Origin of the sequence: Burkholderia sp. Bp9015, from assembly GCF_003853505.1 — a bacterium.
Taxonomy (GTDB): domain Bacteria; phylum Pseudomonadota; class Gammaproteobacteria; order Burkholderiales; family Burkholderiaceae; genus Burkholderia.
The window spans coordinates 62883-86484 of record NZ_QTPZ01000023.1; the positions used below are offsets into that span (position 1 = coordinate 62883).

Below are 23602 nucleotides of genomic sequence, written 5' to 3' on the forward strand. Positions count from 1 at the left end.
GTTACGGCGGGGATGGCGGCCCGAGGCCGGAGCGCCGCCCGGGGCGCGGTCGAAAAAAGCGGTCGCCGGACGCAATCGGGCCCAATCGGACCGTCAGCCGGCCCGATCACGCGCGCAGTTTGCCATACAATGCGCACCATCATGCACGACCGACGCCTCCATTTTCTCGTTCCGTTCGCGCTGCCGTCGGCGGCCGATGCGGCCTCGTCCCTGCACACGCTGGACAGCCCCGCGCTCGAAAAGTTGCTCGCCCGCGCGAGCCTCGTCGAGCGCGTGGCCGGCGAGGACTTCCAGCGCACGCTGCCGCACGAGCGCTGGCTGGCCCGCCGGTTCGGCGCGACCCAGGGCAACGCCGCCGACGAGGCACCGCTCGCGCCCTACATGCTGCTGGCGGACGGCGGCGACCCGGGCACCCAGGCCTGGGCATGCGTCGAGCCGGTTCACGTCGAAATCGCGCACGATCACCTCGTGCTCGTCGACCCGGCGAGCCTCGCGCTCGACGACGGCGACGCCGCCGCGTTGCTGGCGGTCGCGCGCCCGCTGATCGAGGAGCTCGGCGTGCGACTGGAAGCGCCGCATCCGGCGCGCTGGTACCTGTCCAGCGAGCAGCTCGCCCGCCTCGCCGGCGCCGCGCCGCTGCGCGCCAGCGGCCGCAACATCGAGATCTGGTTGCCGCACGAGGCGCACACCGGCGAACGCTCGCGGATGTGGATGAAGCTGCAGAACGAAGTGCAGATGGCGTGGTTCCAGCATCCGGTCAACGAAGCGCGCGAAGCGCGCGGGTTGCCCGCCGTCAATTCGATCTGGTTCCACGCGCAGGGCACGCTGAAGCCGGTCGGCAAGCCGTTCGCGCGCGTGCTGTCCGTGTCGCCCGCCGCGCTCGGCCTCGCGCGCGCGGCGCAGGCCGAGGCCGGCGCCGTGCCGGCCGCATTCGGCGCACTACCCGCCGCCGCCGGCGCGACGCTCGTCGAGCTGCCCACGCTGTCCGCCCCGTTCATCGAACAGGACTGGGCACGCTGGCACGACGCGCTCGCCGCGCTCGAGCGCGACTGGTTCGCGCCCGCCCTCGCCGCGCTGCAGAACGGCGAGCTGGCCGGCGTCGACTTCACGCTGTGCGGCGACACCAGCTCCGTGACGCTGCAAGCGACGCGCGGCGACCTGCGCAAGTTCTGGCGCCGCCGCGCGCTGGCATCCCTGTTCGAATAACCCGACCTGTATGACCCGGATCGTTACCCGCCCCGTCGCGCCCGCCGACGCCGAAGCGCTCGCGCGCCACGGCCTGCATCCCGTCCTCGCGCGCCTGTACGCGTCGCGCGGCGTGCAGTCCCCGACCGACATCGAGACGGCGCTCGCGCGCCTCGTGCCGCCCACCGAACTGAAAGGCTGCGCGGACGCCGCGGCGCTGCTCGCCGACGCGATCGCCGACCAGCGGCGCCTGCTGGTCGTCGCCGACTACGACTGCGACGGCGCGACCGCCAGCGCGGTCGCGGTGCGCGGCCTGCGGATGTTCGGCGCGCAAATCGACTACCTGGTGCCGAACCGCTTCGAATACGGCTACGGGCTCACGCCCGAGATCGTCGAACTCGCGGCCGCGCGCAAGCCCGACCTGCTGATCACCGTCGACAACGGGATCGCGAGCGTCGCGGGCGTCGAGGCCGCGAACGCACGCGGCATCGACGTGCTCGTGACCGACCACCACCTGCCCGGCGACGCGCTGCCCGCCGCACGCGCGATCGTCAACCCGAACCAGCCCGGCTGCGCGTTCCCGAGCAAGCACATCGCCGGCGTCGGCGTGATGTTCTACGTGCTGCTCGCGCTGCGCGCCGAGCTGCGCCGCCGCGGCGCATTCGCGAGCAAGGAGACCGAACCGCGTCTCGACGGGCTGCTCGACCTCGTCGCGCTTGGCACCGTCGCCGACGTGGTGCGGCTCGACGGCAACAACCGCGTGCTCGTCGCACAGGGGCTGCAGCGCATCCGCAACGGCCGCATGCAGCCGGGTATCGCCGCGCTGTTCCGCGCCGCCGGCCGCGAGGCGCGCACCGCATCGGGCTTCGACCTCGGCTTCGGCCTCGGCCCGCGCCTGAACGCTGCGGGGCGGCTCTCGGACATGTCGCTCGGCATCGAGTGCCTGATCACCGACGACATCGGCCGCGCGTGGGACCTCGCGCAGCAGCTCGACGTGATGAACCGCGAGCGCCGCGAGATCGAGGCCGGCATGCAGCAGCAGGCGCTCGCCGATCTCGCCGACGTCGATCCGGCCGACGCATGCACGATCACGCTGTTCAATCCCGAGTGGCACCAGGGCGTGATCGGCATCGTCGCCGGACGGCTCAAGGAGAAATTCCACCGCCCGTCGTTCACGTTCGCGCATGCGGACGAGGCCGGCACGCGGGTCAAGGGTTCGGGCCGCTCGATTCCCGGCTTCCACCTGCGCGATGCGCTCGACCTCGTGTCGAAGCGCGAGCCCGACCTGATCGTCGCGTTCGGCGGCCACGCGATGGCGGCCGGTCTCACGCTCGACACCGACAACGTGCCGCGCTTCGCGGCCGCGTTCGAGGCCGTCGCGCGCGAATGGCTGTCCGACGACGCGCTGGCGCGCGTGATCGAGACCGACGGCGAACTCGAGGAAGCGTATTTCACGCCGCAGTTCGTCGGGTTGCTCGACGAAGCCGTCTGGGGCCAGGGCTTTCCGGCCCCGCTTTTCTCCGGCGAATTCGACGTCGTGTCGCAGTCGCTCGTGAAGGAAAAGCACCTGAAGCTGCAACTGGCGCGCGGCCGCCAGCGCTTCAACGCGATCTGGTTCAACCACACCGAGCCGCTGCCGGCGAGCGCGCTGATCGCGTACCGCCTCGTGGCCGACACGTGGAACGGCGTGACGCGCGTCCAGCTGATCGTCGAACACGCGGCCGGCTGAGCGCCGACCGGCCGGCCACCCGGCCCGCGGCGCCCGCGGGCCATGTGCGAACCATGCGGACCACATGCGCGCCGCGCCGGACGGGGCCGCGGCGCGCGCGCAAGCACACTCCGCGTCACCGGGAAACCCTGCCGATCGGCTATAATTCCGCTTTTTTACGAAGCAAGAACAGCGAACGATCATGGAAGCGGAACGTCTCAACGCGATCGAAAGCTCCCTGCTCGACCTGCGCAACCGCGCGGGCGAGCTTCGGGGGTATCTTTGACTACGACGCCAAAGCTGCGCGTCTGACCGAAGTCAACAAGGAACTCGAGGACCCGAACGTCTGGAACGATTCGAAGAACGCCCAGGCGCTCGGCCGCGAGAAAAAGCTGCTCGAAGGCGTCGTCACGACGCTGACGGCGCTCGATAGCGACCTGCGCGATGCGCTCGACCTGTTCGAGCTCGCACGCGAGGAAGGCGACGAAGACACCCTCGTCGCATCGGAAGACGACGCGAAGAAGCTCGAAGCACGCGTCGGCGACATCGAGTTCCGCCGGATGTTCTCGAACCCGGCCGACCCGAACAACTGCTTCATCGACATCCAGGCCGGCGCCGGCGGCACCGAGGCGTGCGACTGGGCATCGATGCTGCTGCGCCAGTACCTGCGCTACTGCGAACGCAAGGGCTTCAAGGCCGAGGTGCTCGAAGAGTCCGACGGCGACGTCGCCGGCATCAAGAACGCGACGGTCAAGGTCACGGGCGAATACGCATACGGCTTCCTGCGCACCGAAACGGGCATCCATCGCCTCGTGCGCAAGTCGCCGTTCGACTCGTCGGGCGGCCGTCACACGTCGTTCTCGTCGGTGTTCGTCTATCCGGAAATCGACGATTCGATCGAAGTCGAGATCAACCCGGCCGACCTGCGCATCGACACGTACCGCGCATCGGGCGCGGGCGGCCAGCACATCAACAAGACCGACTCCGCGGTGCGGATCACGCACATGCCGACCGGTATCGTCGTGCAGTGCCAGAACGACCGCTCGCAGCACCGCAACCGCGCCGAAGCAATGGCGATGCTGAAATCGCGCCTGTACGAAGTCGAAATGCGCAAGCGCCAGGCCGAACAGGACAAGCTCGAATCGAGCAAGACCGATGTGGGCTGGGGCCACCAGATCCGTTCGTACGTGCTCGACCAGAGCCGCGTGAAGGACCTGCGCACGAACGTCGAAATGAGCAACACGAGAGCCGTCCTCGACGGCGATCTCGACGACTTCATCAGCGCGAGCCTCAAACAGGGCGTGTAAGCGCCGCGGCGCGGCCCCTCCGGTCGCGCCGCCCTTCCCGTTGCGTTGCCGCACCCACTCCGAATTCCGACCATCATGACCGAACCGACCCAAACGCAGCCCGCCGTCGCGGCGGACGAAAACCAGATCATCGCCGAGCGCCGCGAGAAGCTGCGCGCACTGCGCGAGCAAGGCGTCGCCTATCCGAACGATTTCCGGCCGACGCATCACGCCGCCGATCTCCAGGTGAAATTCGCCGACTCGGACAAGGCCGCGCTCGAAGCGAACCCGGTCGAGGTGTCGGTCGCCGGCCGCATGATGCTCAAGCGCGTGATGGGCAAGGCGAGCTTCGCGACGGTGCAGGACGGTTCGGGCCAGATCCAGTTCTTCGTGACGCCGAACGACGTCGGCGCGGAAACCTACGACGCATTCAAGAAGTGGGACCTGGGCGACATCGTCGCCGCACGCGGCGTGCTGTTCCGCACCAACAAGGGCGAGCTGTCGGTCCAGTGCAAGGAACTGCGCCTGCTGTCGAAGGCGCTGCGTCCGCTGCCGGACAAGTTCCACGGCCTCGCCGACCAGGAAATGCGCTATCGCCAGCGCTATGTCGACCTGATCGTCACGCCGGAAACGCGCGACACGTTCCGCGCGCGCACCAAGACCATCGCGTCGATCCGCAAGTTCATGGACAACGCCGACTTCATGGAAGTCGAGACGCCGATGCTGCACCCGATCCCGGGCGGCGCCGCGGCCAAGCCGTTCGTCACGCACCACAACGCGCTCGACATGCAGATGTTCTTGCGCATCGCGCCGGAGCTGTACCTGAAGCGCCTGATCGTCGGCGGTTTCGAACGCGTGTTCGAGATCAACCGCAACTTCCGGAATGAAGGCGTGTCGCCGCGCCACAACCCGGAATTCACGATGATGGAGTTCTACGCCGCGTACACCGACTACCGCTGGCTGATGGACTTCACCGAGCAGCTGATCCGCCAGGCGGCGATCGATGCGCTCGGCACCGCGACGATCCAGTACCAGGGCCGCGAGCTCGATCTCGCGAAGCCGTTCCACCGCCTGACGATCACGCAGGCGATCCAAAAGTACGCGCCGCAGTACACCGACGGCCAGCTGTCGGACGACGCGTTCCTGCGTTCCGAACTGAAGCGCCTCGGCGTCGACGTGTCGCAGCCGGCCTTCCTGAACGCCGGCATCGGCGCGCTGCAGCTCGCGCTGTTCGAGGAAACCGCCGAATCGCAGCTGTGGGAGCCGACCTACATCATCGACTACCCGGTCGAAGTGTCGCCGCTCGCACGCGCGTCGGACACGGTGCCGGGCATCACCGAGCGTTTCGAGCTGTTCATGACCGGCCGCGAGATCGCGAACGGCTTCTCGGAGCTGAACGATCCGGAAGACCAGGCCGCGCGCTTCAAGAAGCAGGTCGAGCAGAAGGATGCCGGCGACGAGGAAGCGATGTTCTTCGACGCCGACTACATCCGCGCGCTCGAACACGGGATGCCGCCGACGGGCGGTTGCGGGATCGGCATCGACCGTCTCGTGATGCTGCTGACCGACAGCCCGACGATCCGCGACGTGCTGCTGTTCCCGCACCTGCGCCGCGAAGACTGACGGCGTGCCAGCGTGTGCGCCGCGCCCTGCGGCGCGCACGCGTCAGCTTTGTAACCACGCGTAAATCCCGCCTGCCGGCGTTCACCGGTTTTCGATCCTCCCCCGTTTTATTCCCTCGTCGCGACGGCCTTCTCCGGGTTTTCCCTGTAGCAAACGCCGATCCCGCGCTGCAATTCGTTACACCTTGATACGGTGCGCCGCTCGCTCGTGGACGACACTCCTGTTGCGTCACCACGCATGACCACGGGACCAGAACGAGGCGCCGGAACGCCAAGTCTGCTCGCTCCCGAGCGTGGGATCCGGCCAGCGCCAACGTGCGAAACCGGGTCGACACCGGAGAAGAAAATGGACAACCAGAATCAAACCACGCCGCAAAAGCAACGCCTGCACCCGCTCATCGCGACCGCCGCAGGCGCCGTCATCGTCGCCAGCCTCGCCGCCACTGCCGCGATCACGGGCATCTTCCCGAAGGCCAGCAGCAACAACGCGCAGAACGGCCAGACCCAGGCCGCGCTGATCGCGTCGCAGCCGGCCGTCGATACGGCCGCGGCAGCCAGCGCCGCGCTCGCCGCGCAAGCGCAGCAGCAGGCAGCCGAACAGGCCGCGCAGAAGGCTGCGGCCGAGAAAGCCGCTGCTGAGAAAGCAGCTGCGGCACAAGCCGAGCCGCGGCCCGCGCCGCGCCCGGCAGCCACGCACCACCGCCATACGCCGGCACCGCAACCGCCGCAATACGCGCAACAGCCGTCCGCACCCGCGCAGCCGGCCTATTGCCAGACCTGCGGCACGGTCGTCGCGATCACGCAGACGCGCACGCCGGGCCAGAGCTCGGGGATCGGCGCGGTCGGCGGCGCAGCGGCCGGCGGCCTGCTCGGCAACCAGTTCGGTCACGGCAACGGCCGCACCGCGATGACGATCATCGGCGCGCTCGGCGGCGGTCTCGCCGGCAACCAGGTCGAGAAGCAGGTGCGCGCGGAAACCGACTACCAGGTGCAGGTCCAGATGGAAAGCGGCGCGACGCGCACGTTCACGTACCACAACCCGCCGCCGTTCGGCCAGGGCCAGCGCGTGCGGATCGAGAACGGCACGCTGGTCGGCTCGTAATGCATGACGAATCGCCGCGCGGCTCTTGCGCCGCGCGGAAATGAAAAAGGCTCGTGACGCGTCACGAGCCTTTTCCTTTTGCGGGAGCGTTGCCGGCGCCACGCGGTGCGGGCGTCGGCGCGAACCTCAGTCTTCGTCGTCGAAGTCCGATTCGTCGATCCAGTGGGCCTGGATCGCTTCGAGGATCTTCTCGCCCGAGTGCGCCGGGTCGTCGGTGAAGCCGTCCAGCTCGATGACCCATTGGCGCAGGTCGACGAAATTGACCCGCTGCGGATCGACGTCCGGATGCTTCTCTGCCAGCGCGATGGCGATTTCGCGCGAATCGGTCCATTTCATGGCCTGCTCTCCCGTATACGTGGCGAGTCCGCCCCGCCGATCCGTCAGTGATTTTCCTTCGCGTGGTTGATCGAGTACTTCGGGATCTCGACCACCAGGTCCGAATCTTCCTTCACGATCGCCTGGCACGACAGGCGTGATGTCGGCTCGAGGCCCCATGCCTTGTCGAGCAGGTCGTCTTCGTCCTCCTCGGACGGCTCGAGATCGTTGAAGCCCTCGCGGATCACCACGTGGCAGGTCGTGCACGCGCACGACTTCTCGCACGCATGCTCGATCTCGATCCCGTGGTCGAGCAGGTTGTCGCAAATACTCTTGCCGGGCGTCGCGTCGATCACTGCGCCGTCCGGGCACAGTTCGACGTGAGGCAGCACCACCAGTTGAGGCATGTCCGTTCCGTCAGTCAGGGTGCGGCGGCTGGCGCCGCACGGTTCAATATCGTGCGGGCCGTCGCCGGCCCGCATGCAGTTCGTTCGTTCAGATCTCGTCGAGGCGGCGGCCCGACAGTGCGCGCTTGATGCTCTTGTCCATCCGGCGCGCCGCGAATTCGTCGGTGCCGTCGGCCAGCGTCTTGGTCGCGGTCTCGATCGCGTCCGTGTCGTCGCCCTGCGCGATCGTGCGCAGCGCCGCGACGAGCGCGTCGACCTGCGTGCGTTCGGCGTCGTCGAGCAATTCGCCGTCGGCCGCCAGCGCCGCCTGCGTCGCCTCGATCATCCGCTCGGCCTCGACCTGCGCTTCGCGCAGCGCGCGTGCCCGCATGTCGATCTCGGCGGTCTTGAAGCTGTCCTCGAGCATCTTCGCGATGTCGTCGTCGGCGAGGCCGTACGACGGCTTCACGACGACCGACGCCTCGACGCCCGAATGCTGCTCGCGCGCAAACACCGACAGCAGCCCGTCCGCATCGACCTGGTAGGTCACGCGGATGCGCGCCGCACCGGCCGTCATCGGCGGGATGCCGCGCAGCTCGAAGCGCGCGAGCGAGCGGCAGTCGGCGACGAGCTCGCGCTCGCCCTGCACGACGTGGATTGCCATCGCGGTCTGGCCGTCCTTGAAGGTCGTGAATTCCTGCGCACGCGCGATCGGAATCGTCGAATTGCGCGGAATGATCTTCTCGACGAGACCGCCCATCGTCTCGACGCCGAGCGACAGCGGGATCACGTCGAGCAGCAGCCAGTCGTCGCCGCTGCCGCGATTGCCGGCGAGCAGGTCGGCCTGGATCGCCGCGCCGAGCGCGACGACCTGGTCCGGATCGAGGTTGACGAGCGGCGGCTGGCCGAAATACTTCGCGACCGCCTCGCGGATCACCGGCATGCGCGTCGCGCCGCCGACCAGCACGACGCCCTTGATGTCGGCCGGGCTCACCTGCGCATCGCGCAGGGCCTTGCGGGTCGGCGTCAGCGTACGCTGCACGAGCGGCTCGACGAGCGCGGCGAACGTGTCGTGCGAGATCGTCTGCACGAGGTGTGCACCGGTCGACAGCGTCACGTCGAGCGACGCCTGCGGCGCGGACGACAGCGCTTCCTTCAGCACGCGCACGCGATCGAGCAGCAGGCGCACGTCCTCGGGCGCGAGCGCCTTCGGGTCGATGCCGGCCTGCGCAAGTACGTGACCGAACAGCGCGTGGTCGAAATCGTCGCCGCCGAGTGCGGAATCGCCGCCCGCGGCCAGCACTTCGAATACGCCCTTCGTCAGCTTCAGGATCGACAGGTCGAACGTGCCGCCGCCGAGGTCGTACACCGCGTAGAGGCCTTCGGCCGCGTTGTCGAGACCGTAGGCGATCGCAGCCGCGGTCGGTTCGTTCAACAGGCGCAGCACGTTGAGGCCCGCGAGGCGCGCGGCGTCCTTCGTCGCCTGGCGCTGCGCGTCGTCGAAGTACGCGGGCACCGTGATCACCGCGCCGACCAGGTCGTCGCCGAGCGTGTCTTCCGCACGGTAACGCAGCGTCGCGAGAATCTCGGCCGACACTTCGACCGGGCTCTTCACGCCGTCGATCGTGCGGATCTGCACCATGCCGGGTGCATCGACGAATTCGTACGGCGCGTTCGCCGCGCCTTCGACCTCGGCCTTGCCGCGGCCCATGAAGCGCTTGACCGACACGATCGTGTTGCGCGGATCGGTCGCGGCCTGCTCCTTCGCTTCGTGACCGATGCGGCGGCCGCCCTTCTCCAGATAACGGACCACCGACGGCAGCAGCGCGCGGCCCGCTTCGTCCGGCAGCACTTCGGGCACGCTGTTGCGCACGGCCGCGACGAGCGAGTTCGTCGTGCCGAGATCGATCCCGACAGCGAGTCGCCGCTGGTGCGGCGCCGGCGCCATGCCCGGTTCGGAAATTTGCAGTAAAGCCATCTTGGTTCGTTCGGGCGCTCGGCCCGTTTGCTGCGCGTGCCGCGAGGCACGCGGTTAAGTTTCGAGGCGCTCGATCTGCGCGCCCACTTCCGACGCGACCCGTTCGATGAACATCAGCTGGCGCACGGCCTCGGCGGCGGCCTGGTCGGCCGCGCTGTCGAGCAGCGTGCCGAGGCGCTCGAGGCGCACGCGCTTTTCGTCGCGCAGCTCGGCGAGCAGCGCATCGAGCGCGTCGACGTTGCGGGCAGCCGCGGCATCCTCGATGCCTTCGCGCCACTCCATCTGCTGCATCAGGAACGCGGGCTCCATCGCGGTGTTGTTTTCGGCACCGATGTCGACGCCGCGCAGCGACAGCAGATAGGTCGCGCGCTTCAGCGGATCGCGCAGCGTGCGGTAGGCTTCGTTCGCACGGGTCGCCCATTGCATCGCGATGCGCTTTTGCGCGTCGCCGGCCGCCGCGAAGCGGTCCGGGTGCACCTGCGTCTGCACCGTGCGATAGGCGCTGTCGAGCGCCGTCTCGTCGAGCGCGAATTGCGCCGGCAGGTGAAACAGATCGAAGTGGCTGTCTTTCAGCGAAACCATCGTCGCGTTCAATTCCGGTTCGTCGCGCGGCAAACGCCGCACATTAAAAAGGCGGCCCGTGCCGCCTCTTGCCCGCATCGCGCGGAAACCCGCGTCACACGCGGAACGATTCGCCGCAGCCGCACTCGTCCTTCACGTTCGGGTTGTTGAACTTGAACCCCTCGTTCAGGCCTTCGCGTGCGAAGTCGAGCTCGGTGCCGTCGATGTACGCGAGGCTCTTCGGGTCGACGACGACCTTCACGCCATGGCTCTCGAACACCTGATCCTCGGGAGCCAGCTCGTCGACATACTCGAGCTTGTACGCGAGCCCCGAGCACCCGGTCGTGCGAACGCCAAGCCGCAGGCCCACACCCTTGCCGCGACGGACGAGGTATTTCTGGACGTGCTGTGCTGCTTTTTCGGTCAGTGTAATTGCCATGATGTCCTTGCCGCGGCGCGCCACCCGGGCCCGCCGCGATCCTTCACAAGCCGCTCGATGCCGCTCAGGCTGCTGCCTGATCGCCTTCCTTGGTGTCGTGGCGCTTCTTGTAGTCGGCCACGGCTGCCTTGATCGCGTCTTCCGCGAGAATCGAGCAGTGAATCTTCACCGGCGGCAGGGCCAGCTCTTCGGCGATCTGCGTGTTCTTGATCGACAGTGCCTCGTCGAGGGTCTTGCCCTTCACCCACTCGGTCACGAGCGAGCTCGACGCGATGGCCGAGCCGCAACCGTACGTCTTGAACTTCGCGTCTTCGATCACGCCGTCCGCGCCGACGCGGATCTGCAGCTTCATCACGTCGCCGCAGGCCGGCGCGCCGACCATGCCCGTGCCGACCGCGTCGTCGTCTTTCGCGAACGAACCGACGTTACGCGGGTTTTCGTAGTGATCCAGAACCTTGTTGCTGTATGACATGACTCAAACTCCTTGACTCGTTACGTCTGCGTGCGCAAATCCGCCCGCGAATGTATTCAATGCGGTGTTCAGTGTGCGGCCCATTCGATCGTCGACAGATCGATGCCTTCCTGGTGCATTTCCCAGAGCGGCGACAGTTCGCGCAGCTTCGCGATCTTGCTGTTCAGCAGGTTGATCACGAAGTCGACGTCCTGCTCCGTCGTGAAGCGGCCGACCGTGAAGCGGATCGAGCTGTGCGCGAGTTCGTCGTTGCGGCCGAGTGCACGCAGCACGTACGACGGCTCCAGCGACGCCGACGTGCAAGCCGAGCCCGACGACACCGCGACGTCCTTGATCGCCATGATCAGCGACTCGCCTTCGACGAAGTTGAAGCTGATGTTCAGGTTGTGCGGGACACGGTGCTCCATGTCGCCGTTCACGTACGTTTCCTCGATCTGCGACAGGCCGCGCAGCAGCTTGTCGCGCAGCATGCGGATGCGCTCGTTCTCGGTCGCCATTTCTTCACGCGCGATGCGGAACGCTTCGCCCATGCCGACGATCTGGTGCGTCGCCAGCGTGCCAGAACGCATGCCGCGCTCGTGGCCGCCGCCGTGCATCTGCGCTTCGATGCGCACGCGCGGCTTGCGACGCACGTACAGCGCGCCGATGCCCTTCGGGCCGTAGGTCTTGTGCGCCGAGAACGACATCAGGTCGACCTTCAGCTTCGCGAGGTCGATCTCGACCTTGCCGGTCGACTGTGCGGCGTCCACGTGGAACACGATGCCCTTCTCGCGGCAGATCTCGCCGATCGTCTCGATGTCCTGGATCACGCCGATCTCGTTGTTCACGTGCATCACGGATACGAGGATCGTGTCCGGGCGCAGCGCGGCCTTGAACACGTCGAGGTCGATCAGGCCGTCTTCCTTCACGTCGAGATAGGTGACTTCGAAGCCGTCGCGCTCGAGCTCGCGGCAGGTGTCGAGCACGGCCTTGTGCTCGGTCTTCACCGTGACGATGTGCTTGCCCTTGCCCTTGTAGAAGTTCGCGGCACCCTTGATCGCAAGGTTGTCCGATTCCGTTGCGCCGGACGTCCAGATGATCTCGCGCGGATCCGCGTTCACGAGCGCAGCCACCTGTTCGCGCGCTTCCTCGACCGCGCGCTCGGCATCCCAGCCGTACGCGTGGCTGCGCGATGCCGGGTTGCCGAACTGCTCGCGCAGGTACGGCACCATCTTGTCGACCACGCGCGGGTCGACCGGCGTCGTCGCGCTGTAATCCATGTAGATGGGCAGGTGGAGAGTCTCTTGGGTCATCTGTCGCTCCGGGTATTCTGTGCAGGGACTATGTGCGTTATGGGGTGTGCGGCGCGTTCGCGCTCACGAACTCGCGATGTTGAACACCGAATTGGGACCGAGCGGCATCGTGCGCACCGGTTCGGCCGGCGCCGCGGCGGGCTCCGGCGCGCGCCGGTCGCGCAGCACCGCGGGCGCACCCTCGCGTGCGCGCTGCTGATCGACGAGATCCTGCAGCGATACCGAATCGAGGTATTCGACCATTTTCTGGTTCAGGGTCGACCACAGCTCGTGCGTCATGCAATGGCCGTCGGGCTGCTTCGAGCCGTCGCACGTGCCTTTGCCGCCGCACTGCGTGGCGTCGAGCGGTTCATCGACCGCGATGATGATGTCGGCGACGGTGACGTCCTGCGCGCGACGCGCGAGGTTGTAGCCGCCGCCCGGGCCGCGCACGGATTCGACGATTTCATGCCTGCGCAGCTTGCCGAACAGCTGTTCGAGATACGAGAGCGAAATCCGCTGGCGCTGGCTGATGCCTGCAAGCGTCACCGGGCCCTGCTCCTGGCGCAGTGCCAAGTCAATCATCGCCGTGACGGCGAAACGGCCTTTGGTGGTGAGTCTCATGGTGTCTAGGGGACTGCAATCTTGACGATTTTGGTCAAGTATAAATATTTGACGTTTTTAGTCAAGTATCCATGTCTTCGACAGGGTATTCGCAGACCGCTGAATACCCCACGATCAGCGTGCGGTACCGCTCCGGAGGGTGTCCAGCAGGCCCGCGCACGCGCGCTCGACCTGGTCGAGCACCTGTTCGAAGCCCTGCGCGCCGCCGAAATAAGGATCGTCCACTTCGGTCCCGGCCGCGCCCGGCGCGAATTCCATCAGGAGGCGCACCTTGTCGCGATGCCCGGGCGGGCAGCGCCGCCGCAATTCCGCGAGATTGGCTTCGTCCATCGCCAGCAGCAGGTCGAACCGCTCGAAATCCGCCGCGCTCACCTGCCGCGCCCGCAGCGCCGACAGGTCGTAGCCGCGGGTGCGGGCCGCCGCCTGCGCGCGCGTGTCGGGCGGCTCGCCGACGTGCCAGTCGCCGGTACCGGCCGAATCGACCTCGATCCGGTCGGCCAGCCCGGCCGCGTCCACCTGGTGGCGCATCACGCCTTCTGCAGTGGGCGAACGGCAGATATTGCCGAGACAGACGAAACAGATCGCAACGCGGGTCATCGCACTATCGGAAAGCCGCGGCGAGCCGCGCGGGAGAACAACGCGCCATTATACAAAGGCGCCCGGAATCGCGCCGCCGCGCAAAGCGACGGCGGCGTGCCTTACAGCGCCTTGGGTGCGGCGAGCACGACGTCGCCGGATGCGGCCGGCAACGGTGTCGCCGCGTCGTCGACCAGACCGAACGACACCGCGCGCGCGAGCTCGGCCGATGCCTGGTGAACGGCGATCGGTCCACTCGCCGGCGCGTCGGCCATCGCGTGCAGATAAGCGGCCGCGGCGAGCGGAACGACGATTGCCAGCGGCCAGTACATCGATATTGTCTTTTTCATGATGCGGCTCCTTGACCTCATGCCCCGAAACCCGATTCCGGGGACTACAGGCAGGATTCTATAGACCGCACCTATCAAGATAAATACATGAATAGCGAACGCACTGTTGCCACCCGATGAACAGTCGTCAGCCCAGGTGGCTTTGCGAGGCCGCGTACAGTTCGCGGAACGTCCGGCCGGTCGGCGTCGGCATGTCGCGCGTGTCCATCCAGCCACCCATCATCGGCAGGCGCCGCAGCGTGCCGCCGTTGCCGCCCAGCCGCTCGAGGATCCGTACCGCGAGCTTGGTCGTCAGCGCGTAAAGGAGCGGCCGGCGCGCGACAAAGCCCCACGCGGCGAGCGCGGCGCGCTCGCGCCACGGCCGCAGGTGCCGCTCGACCTGTTTCTCGCGCAGCGTGCGCAGCAGGTGCGACAGCGGGATTCCGGCCGGGCACACGCTGTCGCATTCGCCGCACAGCGTCGCGGCCTGCGGCAGGTCGAGCGCACGGTCGATCCCGACGTAGCTCGGCGTCAATACCGACCCCATCGGGCCCGGATAGACCCATCCGTACGCGTGCCCGCCGACCTTCTGGTACACCGGGCAATGGTTCATGCACGCGCCGCAGCGGATGCAGCGCAGCATCTCCTGGAATTCGCCGCCGATCAGGCCCGTGCGGCCGCCGTCGACGAGCACCACGTAGTTGTGTTCCGGGCCGTCCTCGTCGCCGGGGCCGCGCGGCCCGGTCAGCACCGAGAAGTAGTTCGAGGTCTTCTGGCCGGTCGCCGAACGCGGCAGCAGACGCATCGCGGTCGCGAGATCCTCGAGCGTCGGCAGCACCTTCTCGATGCCCGTCACCGCGACATGCACGCGCGGCATCACCGTGCACATCCCTTCGTTGCCTTCGTTCGTGACGAGCGCAACCGACCCCGTCTCGGCGATCACGAAGTTGCCGCCCGTCACGCCCATGTCGGCCGACAGGAAATGCGGGCGCAGCACCTCGCGCGCCTCGCGCGTCATGTCCGGAATCTCGGTCAGCCGCTCGCGGTGGTGCGTGCGCGCGAACAGGTCGGCGATCTCGTCCTTGTCCTTGTGCACGACGGGCGCGATGATGTGGCTCGGCGGCTCGTTGTCGTTGATCTGCAGGATGTATTCACCGAGGTCCGTCTCGATCGACTGCACGCCCATCTCGGCAAGCACCGCGTTCAGGCGCATTTCCTCGGACACCATCGACTTCGTCTTGATGACCTTCTTCACGTCGTGGCGCCGCGCGATGTCGGCGACGAGCCGCGCGGCGTCCGCGGTCGTTTCCGCGAACAGCACCGTCGTGCCGCGCCGCGTCGCTTCGCGCTCGAACGCCTCGAGCCACACGTCGAGGTTCTCCAGCGCACGGTTGCGGCGCGCCTTCAGCGCGGCGCGCGTCGCCTGGAAGTCGATCGCGGTCATCGCATCGGCGCGCGCGGACACGAACTTCGTCGACAGCTTCTTCAGGTTCTGCTGCAGGCGCTGGTCGGCCAGCTTCTGGCCGGCGCGCGCCTTGAAATGCATCGATTGAACTTGCATCGCGGTATCGAGGAAAAGTAAGCGGGAACCGGGCGTCAGACGTCGCCCGCCAGCACCTGCGCGACGTGCAGCACGCGGGTGTCGCGGTCGCCCGTGCGGCGCAACCGCCCTTCGATGTTCAGCATGCAGCCGAGATCGCCGAGCACGACGGCGCCCGCACCGGACGCGCGCACGTTCGCGCACTTTTCGTCCGCGATGGCCGCCGAAATGTCGCCGTACTTGACCGCGAACGTGCCGCCGAAGCCGCAGCAGTGCTCGCAGTCCTTCATCTCGGTGACGGCCACGCCGCGCTGCGCGAGCAGCGCGCGCGGCTGCGCCTTCACGCCGAGCTCGCGCAGGCCCGAGCATGAGTCGTGATAGGTGACGGGCCCCGTGAATTCGCCGGGGGCGAGCGTCACCTTCGCGACGTTCGCGAGGAAATCGGTCAGTTCGTAGACTTTCTGCTGGAATCGCGCATAGCGCCCCATCAGTTCGGGGTCGTCGCGGAACAGGTCGCCGTAGTGCGCGCGGATCATGCCGCCACACGAGCCCGACGGCGCGACGACGTAATCGAACTGCTCGAACTCGCGCAGCGTCTTTTCGGCGAGATCCCGTGCGAGCGCGCGGTCGCCCGAGTTGTAGGCCGGCTGGCCGCAGCAGGTTTGCGCGGGCGGCACGAACACCTCGTAGCCGGCTTCGCGAATCAGTTTCAGCGCGGAAAAGCCGATTTCCGGACGCATCAGGTCGACCAGGCAGGTCACGAACAAACCGACTCGCATACGCGCTCCTTCGAGAAAACGGCTCTCATTATCCGCCGTTTGGCCGGCAAGACCAACGCCGGCGCGCGCGCAAGTGCGCGATGCCGGAAACGAGGACTTCCTCGAACGGCGTTCGCTTTTTTCACGATACGAGATACAATCGACGCAACACCGCTTGACGCGTCAACCGATTCTCCCCCGACATGAGCCAACCCACCCCGGATTCCAAAACGTCGATCCAGGTGATCGAACGCATGATGCGGCTGCTGGACGCGCTCGCCGCGCACAGCGACCCCGTCAGCCTGAAAGAGCTTGCGCAGCGCACGGAGCTGCATCCGTCGACCGCACACCGCATCCTCAACGACATGGTGACCTGCCGCCTCGTCGACCGCTCCGATCCCGGCACCTACCGGCTCGGCATGCGGCTGCTCGAACTCGGCAACCTCGTGAAGGCGCGCCTGTCGGTACGCGACGCTGCGCTGATGCCGATGCGCGAATTGCATCGCCTGACCGGCCAGACCGTGAACCTGTCGGTGCGTCAGGGCGACGAAATCGTCTATATCGAGCGCGCGTATTCCGAGCGCTCGGGGATGCAGGTCGTCCGCGCAATCGGCGGCCGCGCGCCGCTGCATCTGACGTCGGTCGGCAAGCTGTTTCTCGCGGTCGACGAAACCTCGCGCGTGCGCGCCTATGCGACGCGCACCGGGCTGTCCGGCCATACGCAGAACAGCATCACCGACATCGCGAAGCTCGAGCGCGAGCTGACACTCGTGCGCCAGCAATCGTGCGCGCGGGACAACGAGGAACTGGAGCTGGGCGTGCGCTGCATCGCGGCCGGCATCTACGACGACTCGGGCAAGCTCGTCGCGGGCCTGTCGCTGTCGGCCCCGGCGGACCGCCTGCAGGACGCGTGGCTCGGCCAGCTGAGCCGCACCGCGCTGACCATCTCGGAATCGCTCGGCTACCGGCCCGCGCCCACGAAGGATGCCGAAGGGCTGCAACGGCACGCGTGAGCCGCGCCGCCCGCCGCATGGCGCCAGATGAAAAAAAGCCCCGCATCGCGGGGCTTTTTCTTTGCGGCGATCGGCACGGCGCGAACCGCCGTGACACGCTCAGGTGCCGCCGTTCGCCGTATTGGCGGCCGTCAGGCGCTCGCCGCCGCCGGCGTCGAGCCAGTTGCGCAGGCGTGCCGCGTCGGCGAAGCGCGAATACTTGCCGAACGAATCCAGCAGCACCATCACCATCGGCCGGCCATGGATCGTCGCCTGCATCACGAGGCATTCGCCCGCCTCGTTGATGAAACCCGTCTTCTGCAGACCGATGTCCCACGAGCCGTTGCCGCGGATCAGCGCGTTCGTGCTGTTGTAGACCAGGTTGCGCTTGCCCGTATTGACGTCGTACGTGCGGTCGGTCGAGAACTGTCGGATCATCGGGTACTGGTACGCCGCGTTGACCATCTTCACGAGGTCGCGTGCGCTCGACACATTCGAGCTCGACAGGCCCGTCGAATTCTCGAAGTGGGTGTCGTTCATGCCCAGCGACTTCGCCTTCGCGTTCATCGCGGCGATGAACGCCGGACGGCCGCCCGGGTAGTAGCGCGACAGCGCGGCGGCCGCGCGGTTTTCCGACGCCATCAGCGCGATGTGCAGCATGTCCTCGCGCGACAGCACCGAGCCGACCGACAGGCGCGAACCCGTGCCCTTCTCGTAGTCGCGGTCTTCGTCGGTGACTTCGATCTGGTCGGTCATCGGTGACTTCGAGTCGAGCACGACCATCGCCGTCATCAGCTTCGAGATCGATGCGATCGGCACGACGGCGAGCGAATTCTTGTCGAACAGCGGCTCGCCGGTGTTCTGGTCGACGACGTACGCGACGCTCGAGCGCAGCGCGAGCGCGTCCGGCGTGTCGTGCAGGCCGAATGCCTGGCCGACCGTCGGGCGACGCGGCTGGAACGCGACCTTGCGCACCGCGCCGCGATGGCCGTGCACGTTCGACGCGAGCGTCGCGCGCTTGCGCGATGCCTTCGGCGCATCGGCCGACGCGACGTTGGCGGATTTCGCGGAGGCGGCCTTCACCGTCCGCTTCTTTTCCGAAGAAGTGGAAGCGGCTTTCTTGGCGGCCTGGTGGGTCTTCGCAGTGGCGGCAAAGGCGTCAGCGGGCGCGACGGACGCGGCGGTCGCCAGCAAGGCGACGGCGACCGACACAGCCGTGCCGAGCGTCATGCTCTGCAACAATCTGCGCGGTGAAAACGATTCGGCTTTCATTGGGGTCTGGACAAAGCGGGCGGGGTTTCCGCAAGTGTAGTTAAAGCTGAAAAAAAGAGCAATATTAGGCACTTACCGATCGTCGTTAAACCGGAATGTAAGGGTCGACCAACGATGACTCGATCAACCCTCGCGCTCCCATCGAAAAAATTCATGGGATGCGCCGCCCGACAGTACCCGTCTCCCGAATTACCACGCGGTTAATTGAGATAACGTCACTTTGGCGACGAATTAAAGCGGGGAAAGTACGTATCCGGCGTTCGGTGTACCAGGCACCGGTCTTGACCGCGGCGGCGGCACATCGCCACGGCATGCGCATCGCGAAACGGCGCGCTTTTCGACAGGAACAGAAGCATAACGTTCCACATGCCTGTCAGGTTTACCTGTGCATGATCACGGTGCGGCGCGCCTGCCCCGGCCAAGTGCGCACCATGTGGGAACACGTCTGAAACCGATTCCGAACCGGCCGCGATAACCCGTTGTTTTATCGATAATTTGTCGTGATTGTGCAATGCACAAAAAGTGCTTGACAAGACTTTTCTCTGCCCTAAAATATGACTCATTGCTGCGTTGCACAAAGCACGCGGCGCCGAGGTTCCCCATCGTAGTGCCCTTTATCCCTGCGATCGACGTGATCGCTTTTCAGGAGCTTGACATGTCCTTGCTGACCCCCGAGCAAATCGCCGCCGCACAGAAAGCCAACCTCGAAAGCCTGTTCGGTCTGACGACCAAGGCGTTCGAAGGCGTCGAAAAGCTGATCGAACTCAACCTGCAGGTCGTGAAGTCGACGCTGACCGAAAGCCAGGAAAACGCGCAGCGCCTGCTGTCGGTGAAGGACGCACAGGAACTGATCGCGCTGCAAGCGAGCCTGTCGCAGCCGGTCGCGGAAAAGGTGCTGTCGTACAGCCGTCACCTGTATGAAATCGCGTCGTCGACGCAAGCCGAGTTCGCGAAGGTTGCCGAAGCGCAATTCGAAGAGCAGAACAAGAAGGTCCAGGCACTCGTCGACAACGTCGCGAAGAACGCTCCGGCCGGTTCGGAAACGGCTGTCGCCGCACTGAAGTCGGCACTGAACGCTGCGAACACGACGTACGAAACGGTCCAGAAGGCTGCCAAGCAAGCCGTCGAGATCGCCGAAACGAACTTCAACGCGGCTGCCGCTGTCGCGACGAAGGCTGCGAGCGCTGCTGCATCGCGCCGTTCGAGCAAGCCGGCCGCGTAAGCGTCCCCTGCTCCTGACAAAGCCGCGCACTGCGCGGCTTTTTTGTTTCCAGCGACGGAACATCCGGGCATCCCGGTGGCGCTGGTGCGATGGCGCAGCACGGACCGGGCACTGCCGTCGGCCGCGGGCAAAAGAAAACGCCGCCGTCCGGGTATCCCGGGCGGCGGCGTTTTTCGTGGCCGGCGCGAGGCCGGCCGAGCCGATCGCGTTACTTCTTGCGTTGCGGCGGCAGGTCCGTACAGACGCCTTCGTACAGTTCCGCGGCCATGCCGACCGATTCGCCGAGCGTCGGGTGCGGATGGATCGTCTTGCCGATATCTTCCGCGTCCGCGCCCATCTCGACGGCGAGACACACTTCGCTGATCAGGTCGCCCGCGTTCAGGCCGACGATCCCGCCGCCGATCACGCGATGGGTTTCCTCGTCGAAGATCAGTTTCGTGAAGCCTTCGTCGCGGCCGTTCGCGATCGCGCGGCCCGATGCGGCCCACGGGAACACGGCCTTGCCGTACTTGATGCCTTCGGCCTTGCACTGGTCTTCCGTCTTGCCGGCCCACGCCACTTCCGGATCGGTGTACGCCACCGACGGGATCTGCAGCGCGTCGAAGTACGCCTTTTCGCCGTGCGCGGCTTCCGCTGCGACGTGGCCTTCATGCACGGCCTTGTGCGCGAGCATCGGCTGGCCAACGATGTCGCCGATCGCGAAGATGTGCGGGACGTTCGTGCGCATCTGCTTGTCGACGTCGATGAAGCCGCGGTCGGTGACCGCGACGCCTGCCTTGTCGGCACCGATCTTCTTGCCGTTCGGGCTGCGGCCCACCGCCACCAGCACGAGGTCGTAGCGCTGCGCTTCCGCCGGCGCCTTCTCGCCCTCGAACTTCACGTAGATGCCGTCTTCCTTCGCTTCCGCGCCGACCGTCTTGGTCTTCAGCATCACGTTGCCGAAGCGCTTCGCGTTGTACTTTTCCCAGACCTTCACGAGATCGCGGTCCGCGCCCATCATCAGGCCGTCCATCATTTCGACGACGTCGATCTCGGCGCCGAGCGTCGCATACACCGTCGCCATTTCGAGGCCGATGATGCCGCCGCCGATCACGAGCATGCGCTTGGGCAGCTGGCGCAGTTCGAGGGCGCCCGTCGAATCGACGACGCGCGGGTCTTCCGGCATGAACGGCAGCTTCACGGCCTGCGAGCCGGCGGCGATGATTGCCTGCTTGAACTTGACGACCTTCTTGCCGTTCTCGCCCTGCACTTCCATGTGATACGGATCGACGAACGCGCCGACGCCGGTGACCACTTCGACCTTGCGCGCCTTCGCCATGCCGGCGAGGCCCGTCGTCAGCTTCTTGACGACGCCGCCCTTGAAGTCGCGCAGCTTGTCGAGATCGACTTCCGGCTTGCCGAACGAGATGCCGTGCGACGCGAGCGCCGCGGCTTCGTCGATGACGAGCGCCGTGTGCAGCAGCGCCTTCGACGGGATGCAGCCGACGTTCAGGCAGACGCCGCCGAGCGTCGAGTAACGTTCGACGAGCACCGTCTTCATGCCGAGGTCGGCTGCGCGGAATGCGGCCGAGTAGCCGCCGGGGCCGGCACCGAGCACGAGCATGTCGCATTCGATGTCGGCGGAGCCGCTGTAGCTGCCGGCTTGCGGAGCGACGGCCGGGGCGGCGGCGGGCGCGGCGGCCGGAGCCGGTGCTGCGGCCTTTGCGGGTTCGGCTGCTTTCGCGGGCGCGGCTGCGCCTGCCGCTGCTTCGACGATGGCGATCACGGTGCCTTGCGAGACTTTCTCGCCGGCCTTGACCTTGACTTCCTTGACCGTGCCGGCGACGTCGCTGGGCACTTCCATGGAGGCTTTGTCCGATTCGAGCGTGATGAGCGTCTGCTCTTTTTCGATCACGTCGCCCGGCTTCACGTTGACTTCGATGACATCGACGCCGCTGAAATCGCCGATATCCGGAACCTTGACTTCGATGAGACTCATTACTGTCCCCTTCTTGATTAGCTGCAGACAGAGGGGGAGAAACCCGCAAGAACCGACTACGGCCTGACAAAAGAACGCGAACCTGGGCAGGACCACCTTTGCCGTCCGCCCAAGGACGCGCCTTTCTTTTGGTTACTTTTCTTTGGAAGACGACCCGAAGGTAGTCCCTGTGGGACAAAGAAAAGTGACCGCCGCCCCGCGCAGGGGCGACGCTAGCAGACCATTAGCGAAACAGGTTCAACGACAGGGCGAGGATCACAGACATCAACCCCACGCCCCCGCGAGCCACTCCCACGCTCATCAAAGAATGATGCGACGGAAATCGGCCAGCAACGCGCCGAGATACGCATTGAACCGCGCGGCTTCCGCGCCATCGATGACGCGATGGTCATACGACAGCGACAGCGGCAGCGTGAGCCGAGGCACGAACTGCTTGCCGTCCCACACCGGCTTCATCTGCCCGCGCGACAACCCGAGGATCGCGACTTCCGGGGCGTTGATGATCGGCGTGAAGTTGGTGCCGCCGATCCCGCCGAGCGACGAGATCGAGAAGCAGCCGCCCTGCATCTGGTCCGGCTTCAGCTTGCCGTCGCGCGCGGCCTTCGACAGCTCGGCCATTTCCTTCGCGATGTCGACGAGGCCCTTCTTGTCCGCGTCGCGGATCACCGGCACGACGAGGCCGTTCGGCGTGTCAGCGGCAAAACCGACGTGGTAGTACTGCTTGAACACCAGGTTGTCGCCGTCGAGGCTCGCGTTGAAGGTCGGGAACTTCTTCAGCGCGGCGACGACCGCCTTGATCACGAACGCGAGCATCGTGAACTTCACGCCCGCCTTCTCGTGCTCCTTGTTCAGCTGCACGCGCAGCGCTTCGAGCTCGGTGATGTCCGCTTCGTCGTTGTTCGTGACGTGCGGGATCATCACCCAGTTGCGATGCAGGTTCGCGCCCGAGATCTTCTTGATGCGCGACAGCGGCTTCGCCTCGAACGGGCCGAACTTCGAGAAGTCGACCTTCGGCCACGGCAGCAGGTTCAGCTCGCCGCCGCCTGCCGGCGCGGCTGCCGCGGCCGGTGCCGCGCGCTGGCCCGTCATCACGCCCTTCACGAAGCCGGTGATGTCGTCCTTAGTGATGCGGCCCTTCGGACCGGTACCCTGAACGCGTGCGACTTCCACGCCGAGCTCGCGCGCGAACTTGCGCACGGACGGCGATGCGTGGCTCGCGCGGTACTCGCCCGACGTTGCGGCGGCCGGCGCGGCAGCAGCCGGAGCCGGTGCAGCCTTCGCGGGTGCCGGTGCGGCGGCGGGTGCCGGCGCGGCAGCGGCCGGAGCCGGCGCGCTCGCCTGCGGCGCGGCGGCAGGCGCGCCGCCAGCGGCGTCGAGCAGCACGATCAGCGTGCCTTCGGACACCGAATCGCCCACCTTGACCTTGATTTCCTTCACGACGCCTGCGGCCGGGCTCGGCACGTCCATCGTCGCCTTGTCGGACTCGAGCGTGACGAGCGATTGCTCCTTCTCGACCGTGTCGCCGACCTTCACGCCGATCTCGATCACCGGGACGTCCTTGTAGTCGCCGATGTCCGGCACCTTCACCTCGAGCGTGCCGCCCGACGTGGCCGGCGCGGCAGCCGGCGCTGCCGCAGCCGGCGCGGGTGCGGGCGCTGCCGCCGGAGCCGGTGCGGCTGCCGGCGCGGCCGCACCGTTCACCTGCGCCGCGGCGCCGCCTTCGAGCAGGACGATCAGCGAGCCTTCCGACACGGAATCGCCCACCTTGATCTTCACTTCCTTGACCGTGCCGGCTGCCGGGCTCGGGACGTCCATCGTCGCCTTGTCCGACTCGAGCGTGACGAGCGACTGCTCGGGCTCGACCGTGTCGCCCACCTTCACGAGCACCTCGATGACGGGCACGTCCTTGTAATCGCCGATATCCGGCACCTTCACTTCGATCGCTTGACTCATCTTTTTGTGTCTCCATGGCCGCGCGCGCCCCTC

The 23602-nt window shown here is 66.7% G+C and carries 22 protein-coding genes; 7 read left to right on the plus strand and 15 right to left on the minus strand.

Annotation, left to right across the window (positions count from 1 at the left end; translation table 11 throughout):
* Window positions 1-129: 129 nt before the first annotated feature.
* The 5 genes from DIE12_RS23515 (at window position 130) to DIE12_RS23535 (ending at window position 6903) form a co-directional block, all read left to right on the plus strand.
* Complete coding sequence (locus tag DIE12_RS23515) at window positions 130-1206, plus strand: regulator (protein WP_185500419.1); 1077 nt, start codon at window positions 130-132, stop codon at window positions 1204-1206.
* A gap of 10 nt (window positions 1207-1216) precedes the next feature.
* Entirely contained in the window at window positions 1217-2914 is a 1698-nt protein-coding gene (gene recJ, locus DIE12_RS23520; protein ID WP_124522147.1) for a single-stranded-DNA-specific exonuclease RecJ, read from the plus strand.
* A 181-nt stretch (window positions 2915-3095) separates the two neighbouring features.
* Window positions 3096-4200, plus strand: a protein-coding gene (prfB, locus tag DIE12_RS23525) for a peptide chain release factor 2 (RefSeq protein WP_124488306.1) whose coding sequence is annotated in 2 segments (ribosomal slippage) — window positions 3096-3176 and window positions 3178-4200 — 1104 coding nt in all. Because the reading frame shifts where the segments join, the coding sequence is not laid out codon by codon here.
* Window positions 4201-4275: 75 nt separating this feature from the next.
* Window positions 4276-5802, plus strand: coding sequence for a lysine--tRNA ligase (gene lysS / locus DIE12_RS23530; RefSeq protein WP_124488307.1), 1527 nt, complete (start codon window positions 4276-4278; stop codon window positions 5800-5802).
* 345 nt (window positions 5803-6147) lie between these two features.
* Window positions 6148-6903: a glycine zipper 2TM domain-containing protein gene (locus DIE12_RS23535; RefSeq protein WP_124522148.1), complete on the plus strand. Its 756-nt coding sequence runs from the start codon at window positions 6148-6150 to the stop codon at window positions 6901-6903.
* 126 nt (window positions 6904-7029) lie between these two features.
* Here the strand turns inward: DIE12_RS23535 and iscX are convergent, their stop codons facing one another.
* The 12 genes from iscX to DIE12_RS23595 form a co-directional block, all read right to left on the minus strand.
* Window positions 7030-7239, minus strand: a complete 210-nt coding sequence (iscX, locus tag DIE12_RS23540; protein ID WP_124522150.1) for a Fe-S cluster assembly protein IscX — start codon at window positions 7237-7239, stop codon at window positions 7030-7032.
* 44 nt (window positions 7240-7283) lie between these two features.
* Window positions 7284-7625 (minus strand): ISC system 2Fe-2S type ferredoxin, encoded by a 342-nt coding sequence (fdx, locus tag DIE12_RS23545; protein WP_044848189.1) that lies wholly within the window; start codon window positions 7623-7625, stop codon window positions 7284-7286.
* 88 nt (window positions 7626-7713) lie between these two features.
* Window positions 7714-9582: a Fe-S protein assembly chaperone HscA gene (gene hscA, locus DIE12_RS23550; protein WP_124522152.1), complete on the minus strand. Its 1869-nt coding sequence runs from the start codon at window positions 9580-9582 to the stop codon at window positions 7714-7716.
* A 54-nt stretch (window positions 9583-9636) separates the two neighbouring features.
* Window positions 9637-10164, minus strand: a complete 528-nt coding sequence (hscB, locus tag DIE12_RS23555) for a Fe-S protein assembly co-chaperone HscB (protein ID WP_044848201.1) — start codon at window positions 10162-10164, stop codon at window positions 9637-9639.
* Between the two features lie 94 nt (window positions 10165-10258).
* Window positions 10259-10582, minus strand: a complete 324-nt coding sequence (gene iscA / locus DIE12_RS23560) for an iron-sulfur cluster assembly protein IscA (protein WP_011885413.1) — start codon at window positions 10580-10582, stop codon at window positions 10259-10261.
* A 64-nt stretch (window positions 10583-10646) separates the two neighbouring features.
* On the minus strand, window positions 10647-11054 hold the full coding sequence (gene iscU, locus DIE12_RS23565) for a Fe-S cluster assembly scaffold IscU (RefSeq protein WP_009691729.1): 408 nt from the start codon (window positions 11052-11054) through the stop codon (window positions 10647-10649).
* Between the two features lie 68 nt (window positions 11055-11122).
* On the minus strand, window positions 11123-12346 hold the full coding sequence (locus DIE12_RS23570) for an IscS subfamily cysteine desulfurase (RefSeq protein ID WP_044848191.1): 1224 nt from the start codon (window positions 12344-12346) through the stop codon (window positions 11123-11125).
* Between the two features lie 63 nt (window positions 12347-12409).
* Window positions 12410-12949, minus strand: coding sequence for a Fe-S cluster assembly transcriptional regulator IscR (gene iscR, locus DIE12_RS23575; RefSeq protein ID WP_006760276.1), 540 nt, complete (start codon window positions 12947-12949; stop codon window positions 12410-12412).
* A gap of 114 nt (window positions 12950-13063) precedes the next feature.
* Window positions 13064-13546, minus strand: coding sequence for a low molecular weight protein-tyrosine-phosphatase (locus tag DIE12_RS23580; RefSeq protein WP_124522154.1), 483 nt, complete (start codon window positions 13544-13546; stop codon window positions 13064-13066).
* Window positions 13547-13647: 101 nt separating this feature from the next.
* Window positions 13648-13875, minus strand: coding sequence for a hypothetical protein (locus DIE12_RS23585; RefSeq protein WP_124488312.1), 228 nt, complete (start codon window positions 13873-13875; stop codon window positions 13648-13650).
* A 127-nt stretch (window positions 13876-14002) separates the two neighbouring features.
* Window positions 14003-15415: a lactate utilization protein B gene (locus DIE12_RS23590; RefSeq protein WP_044848194.1), complete on the minus strand. Its 1413-nt coding sequence runs from the start codon at window positions 15413-15415 to the stop codon at window positions 14003-14005.
* Window positions 15416-15450: 35 nt separating this feature from the next.
* Window positions 15451-16173, minus strand: coding sequence for a (Fe-S)-binding protein (locus tag DIE12_RS23595; protein WP_044848195.1), 723 nt, complete (start codon window positions 16171-16173; stop codon window positions 15451-15453).
* Window positions 16174-16355: 182 nt separating this feature from the next.
* Between DIE12_RS23595 and DIE12_RS23600 the strand changes: the two genes are divergently transcribed.
* Window positions 16356-17165 (plus strand): IclR family transcriptional regulator, encoded by an 810-nt coding sequence (locus DIE12_RS23600; protein ID WP_124488314.1) that lies wholly within the window; start codon window positions 16356-16358, stop codon window positions 17163-17165.
* Between the two features lie 99 nt (window positions 17166-17264).
* On the opposite strand, the gene pbpG is transcribed toward DIE12_RS23600, so the two are convergent.
* Window positions 17265-18416: a D-alanyl-D-alanine endopeptidase gene (pbpG, locus tag DIE12_RS23605; protein ID WP_044848196.1), complete on the minus strand. Its 1152-nt coding sequence runs from the start codon at window positions 18414-18416 to the stop codon at window positions 17265-17267.
* Between the two features lie 655 nt (window positions 18417-19071).
* Between pbpG and DIE12_RS23610 the strand changes: the two genes are divergently transcribed.
* Window positions 19072-19638, plus strand: a complete 567-nt coding sequence (locus DIE12_RS23610; protein ID WP_044848197.1) for a phasin family protein — start codon at window positions 19072-19074, stop codon at window positions 19636-19638.
* A gap of 208 nt (window positions 19639-19846) precedes the next feature.
* Here the strand turns inward: DIE12_RS23610 and lpdA are convergent, their stop codons facing one another.
* Both lpdA and aceF read right to left on the minus strand, forming a co-directional pair.
* Complete coding sequence (gene lpdA, locus DIE12_RS23615; protein WP_124488315.1) at window positions 19847-21616, minus strand: dihydrolipoyl dehydrogenase; 1770 nt, start codon at window positions 21614-21616, stop codon at window positions 19847-19849.
* Window positions 21617-21916: 300 nt separating this feature from the next.
* Complete coding sequence (gene aceF / locus DIE12_RS23620) at window positions 21917-23569, minus strand: dihydrolipoyllysine-residue acetyltransferase (RefSeq protein WP_124488316.1); 1653 nt, start codon at window positions 23567-23569, stop codon at window positions 21917-21919.
* Between the last annotated feature and the right edge of the window lie 33 nt (window positions 23570-23602).

Coding starts and splice junctions, on each gene's coding strand:
- DIE12_RS23515 (WP_185500419.1), top strand. CDS start 130: ATGCGCACCATCATGCACGACCGACGCCTCCATTTTCTCGTTCCGTTC.
- recJ (WP_124522147.1), top strand. CDS start 1,217: ATGACCCGGATCGTTACCCGCCCCGTCGCGCCCGCCGACGCCGAAGCG.
- lysS (WP_124488307.1), top strand. CDS start 4,276: ATGACCGAACCGACCCAAACGCAGCCCGCCGTCGCGGCGGACGAAAAC.
- DIE12_RS23535 (WP_124522148.1), top strand. CDS start 6,148: ATGGACAACCAGAATCAAACCACGCCGCAAAAGCAACGCCTGCACCCG.
- iscX (WP_124522150.1), bottom strand. CDS start 7,239: ATGAAATGGACCGATTCGCGCGAAATCGCCATCGCGCTGGCAGAGAAG.
- fdx (WP_044848189.1), bottom strand. CDS start 7,625: ATGCCTCAACTGGTGGTGCTGCCTCACGTCGAACTGTGCCCGGACGGC.
- hscA (WP_124522152.1), bottom strand. CDS start 9,582: ATGGCTTTACTGCAAATTTCCGAACCGGGCATGGCGCCGGCGCCGCAC.
- hscB (WP_044848201.1), bottom strand. CDS start 10,164: ATGGTTTCGCTGAAAGACAGCCACTTCGATCTGTTTCACCTGCCGGCG.
- iscA (WP_011885413.1), bottom strand. CDS start 10,582: ATGGCAATTACACTGACCGAAAAAGCAGCACAGCACGTCCAGAAATAC.
- iscU (WP_009691729.1), bottom strand. CDS start 11,054: ATGTCATACAGCAACAAGGTTCTGGATCACTACGAAAACCCGCGTAAC.
- DIE12_RS23570 (WP_044848191.1), bottom strand. CDS start 12,346: ATGACCCAAGAGACTCTCCACCTGCCCATCTACATGGATTACAGCGCG.
- iscR (WP_006760276.1), bottom strand. CDS start 12,949: ATGAGACTCACCACCAAAGGCCGTTTCGCCGTCACGGCGATGATTGAC.
- DIE12_RS23580 (WP_124522154.1), bottom strand. CDS start 13,546: ATGACCCGCGTTGCGATCTGTTTCGTCTGTCTCGGCAATATCTGCCGT.
- DIE12_RS23585 (WP_124488312.1), bottom strand. CDS start 13,875: ATGAAAAAGACAATATCGATGTACTGGCCGCTGGCAATCGTCGTTCCG.
- DIE12_RS23590 (WP_044848194.1), bottom strand. CDS start 15,415: ATGCAAGTTCAATCGATGCATTTCAAGGCGCGCGCCGGCCAGAAGCTG.
- DIE12_RS23595 (WP_044848195.1), bottom strand. CDS start 16,173: ATGCGAGTCGGTTTGTTCGTGACCTGCCTGGTCGACCTGATGCGTCCG.
- DIE12_RS23600 (WP_124488314.1), top strand. CDS start 16,356: ATGAGCCAACCCACCCCGGATTCCAAAACGTCGATCCAGGTGATCGAA.
- pbpG (WP_044848196.1), bottom strand. CDS start 18,416: ATGAAAGCCGAATCGTTTTCACCGCGCAGATTGTTGCAGAGCATGACG.
- DIE12_RS23610 (WP_044848197.1), top strand. CDS start 19,072: ATGTCCTTGCTGACCCCCGAGCAAATCGCCGCCGCACAGAAAGCCAAC.
- lpdA (WP_124488315.1), bottom strand. CDS start 21,616: ATGAGTCTCATCGAAGTCAAGGTTCCGGATATCGGCGATTTCAGCGGC.
- aceF (WP_124488316.1), bottom strand. CDS start 23,569: ATGAGTCAAGCGATCGAAGTGAAGGTGCCGGATATCGGCGATTACAAG.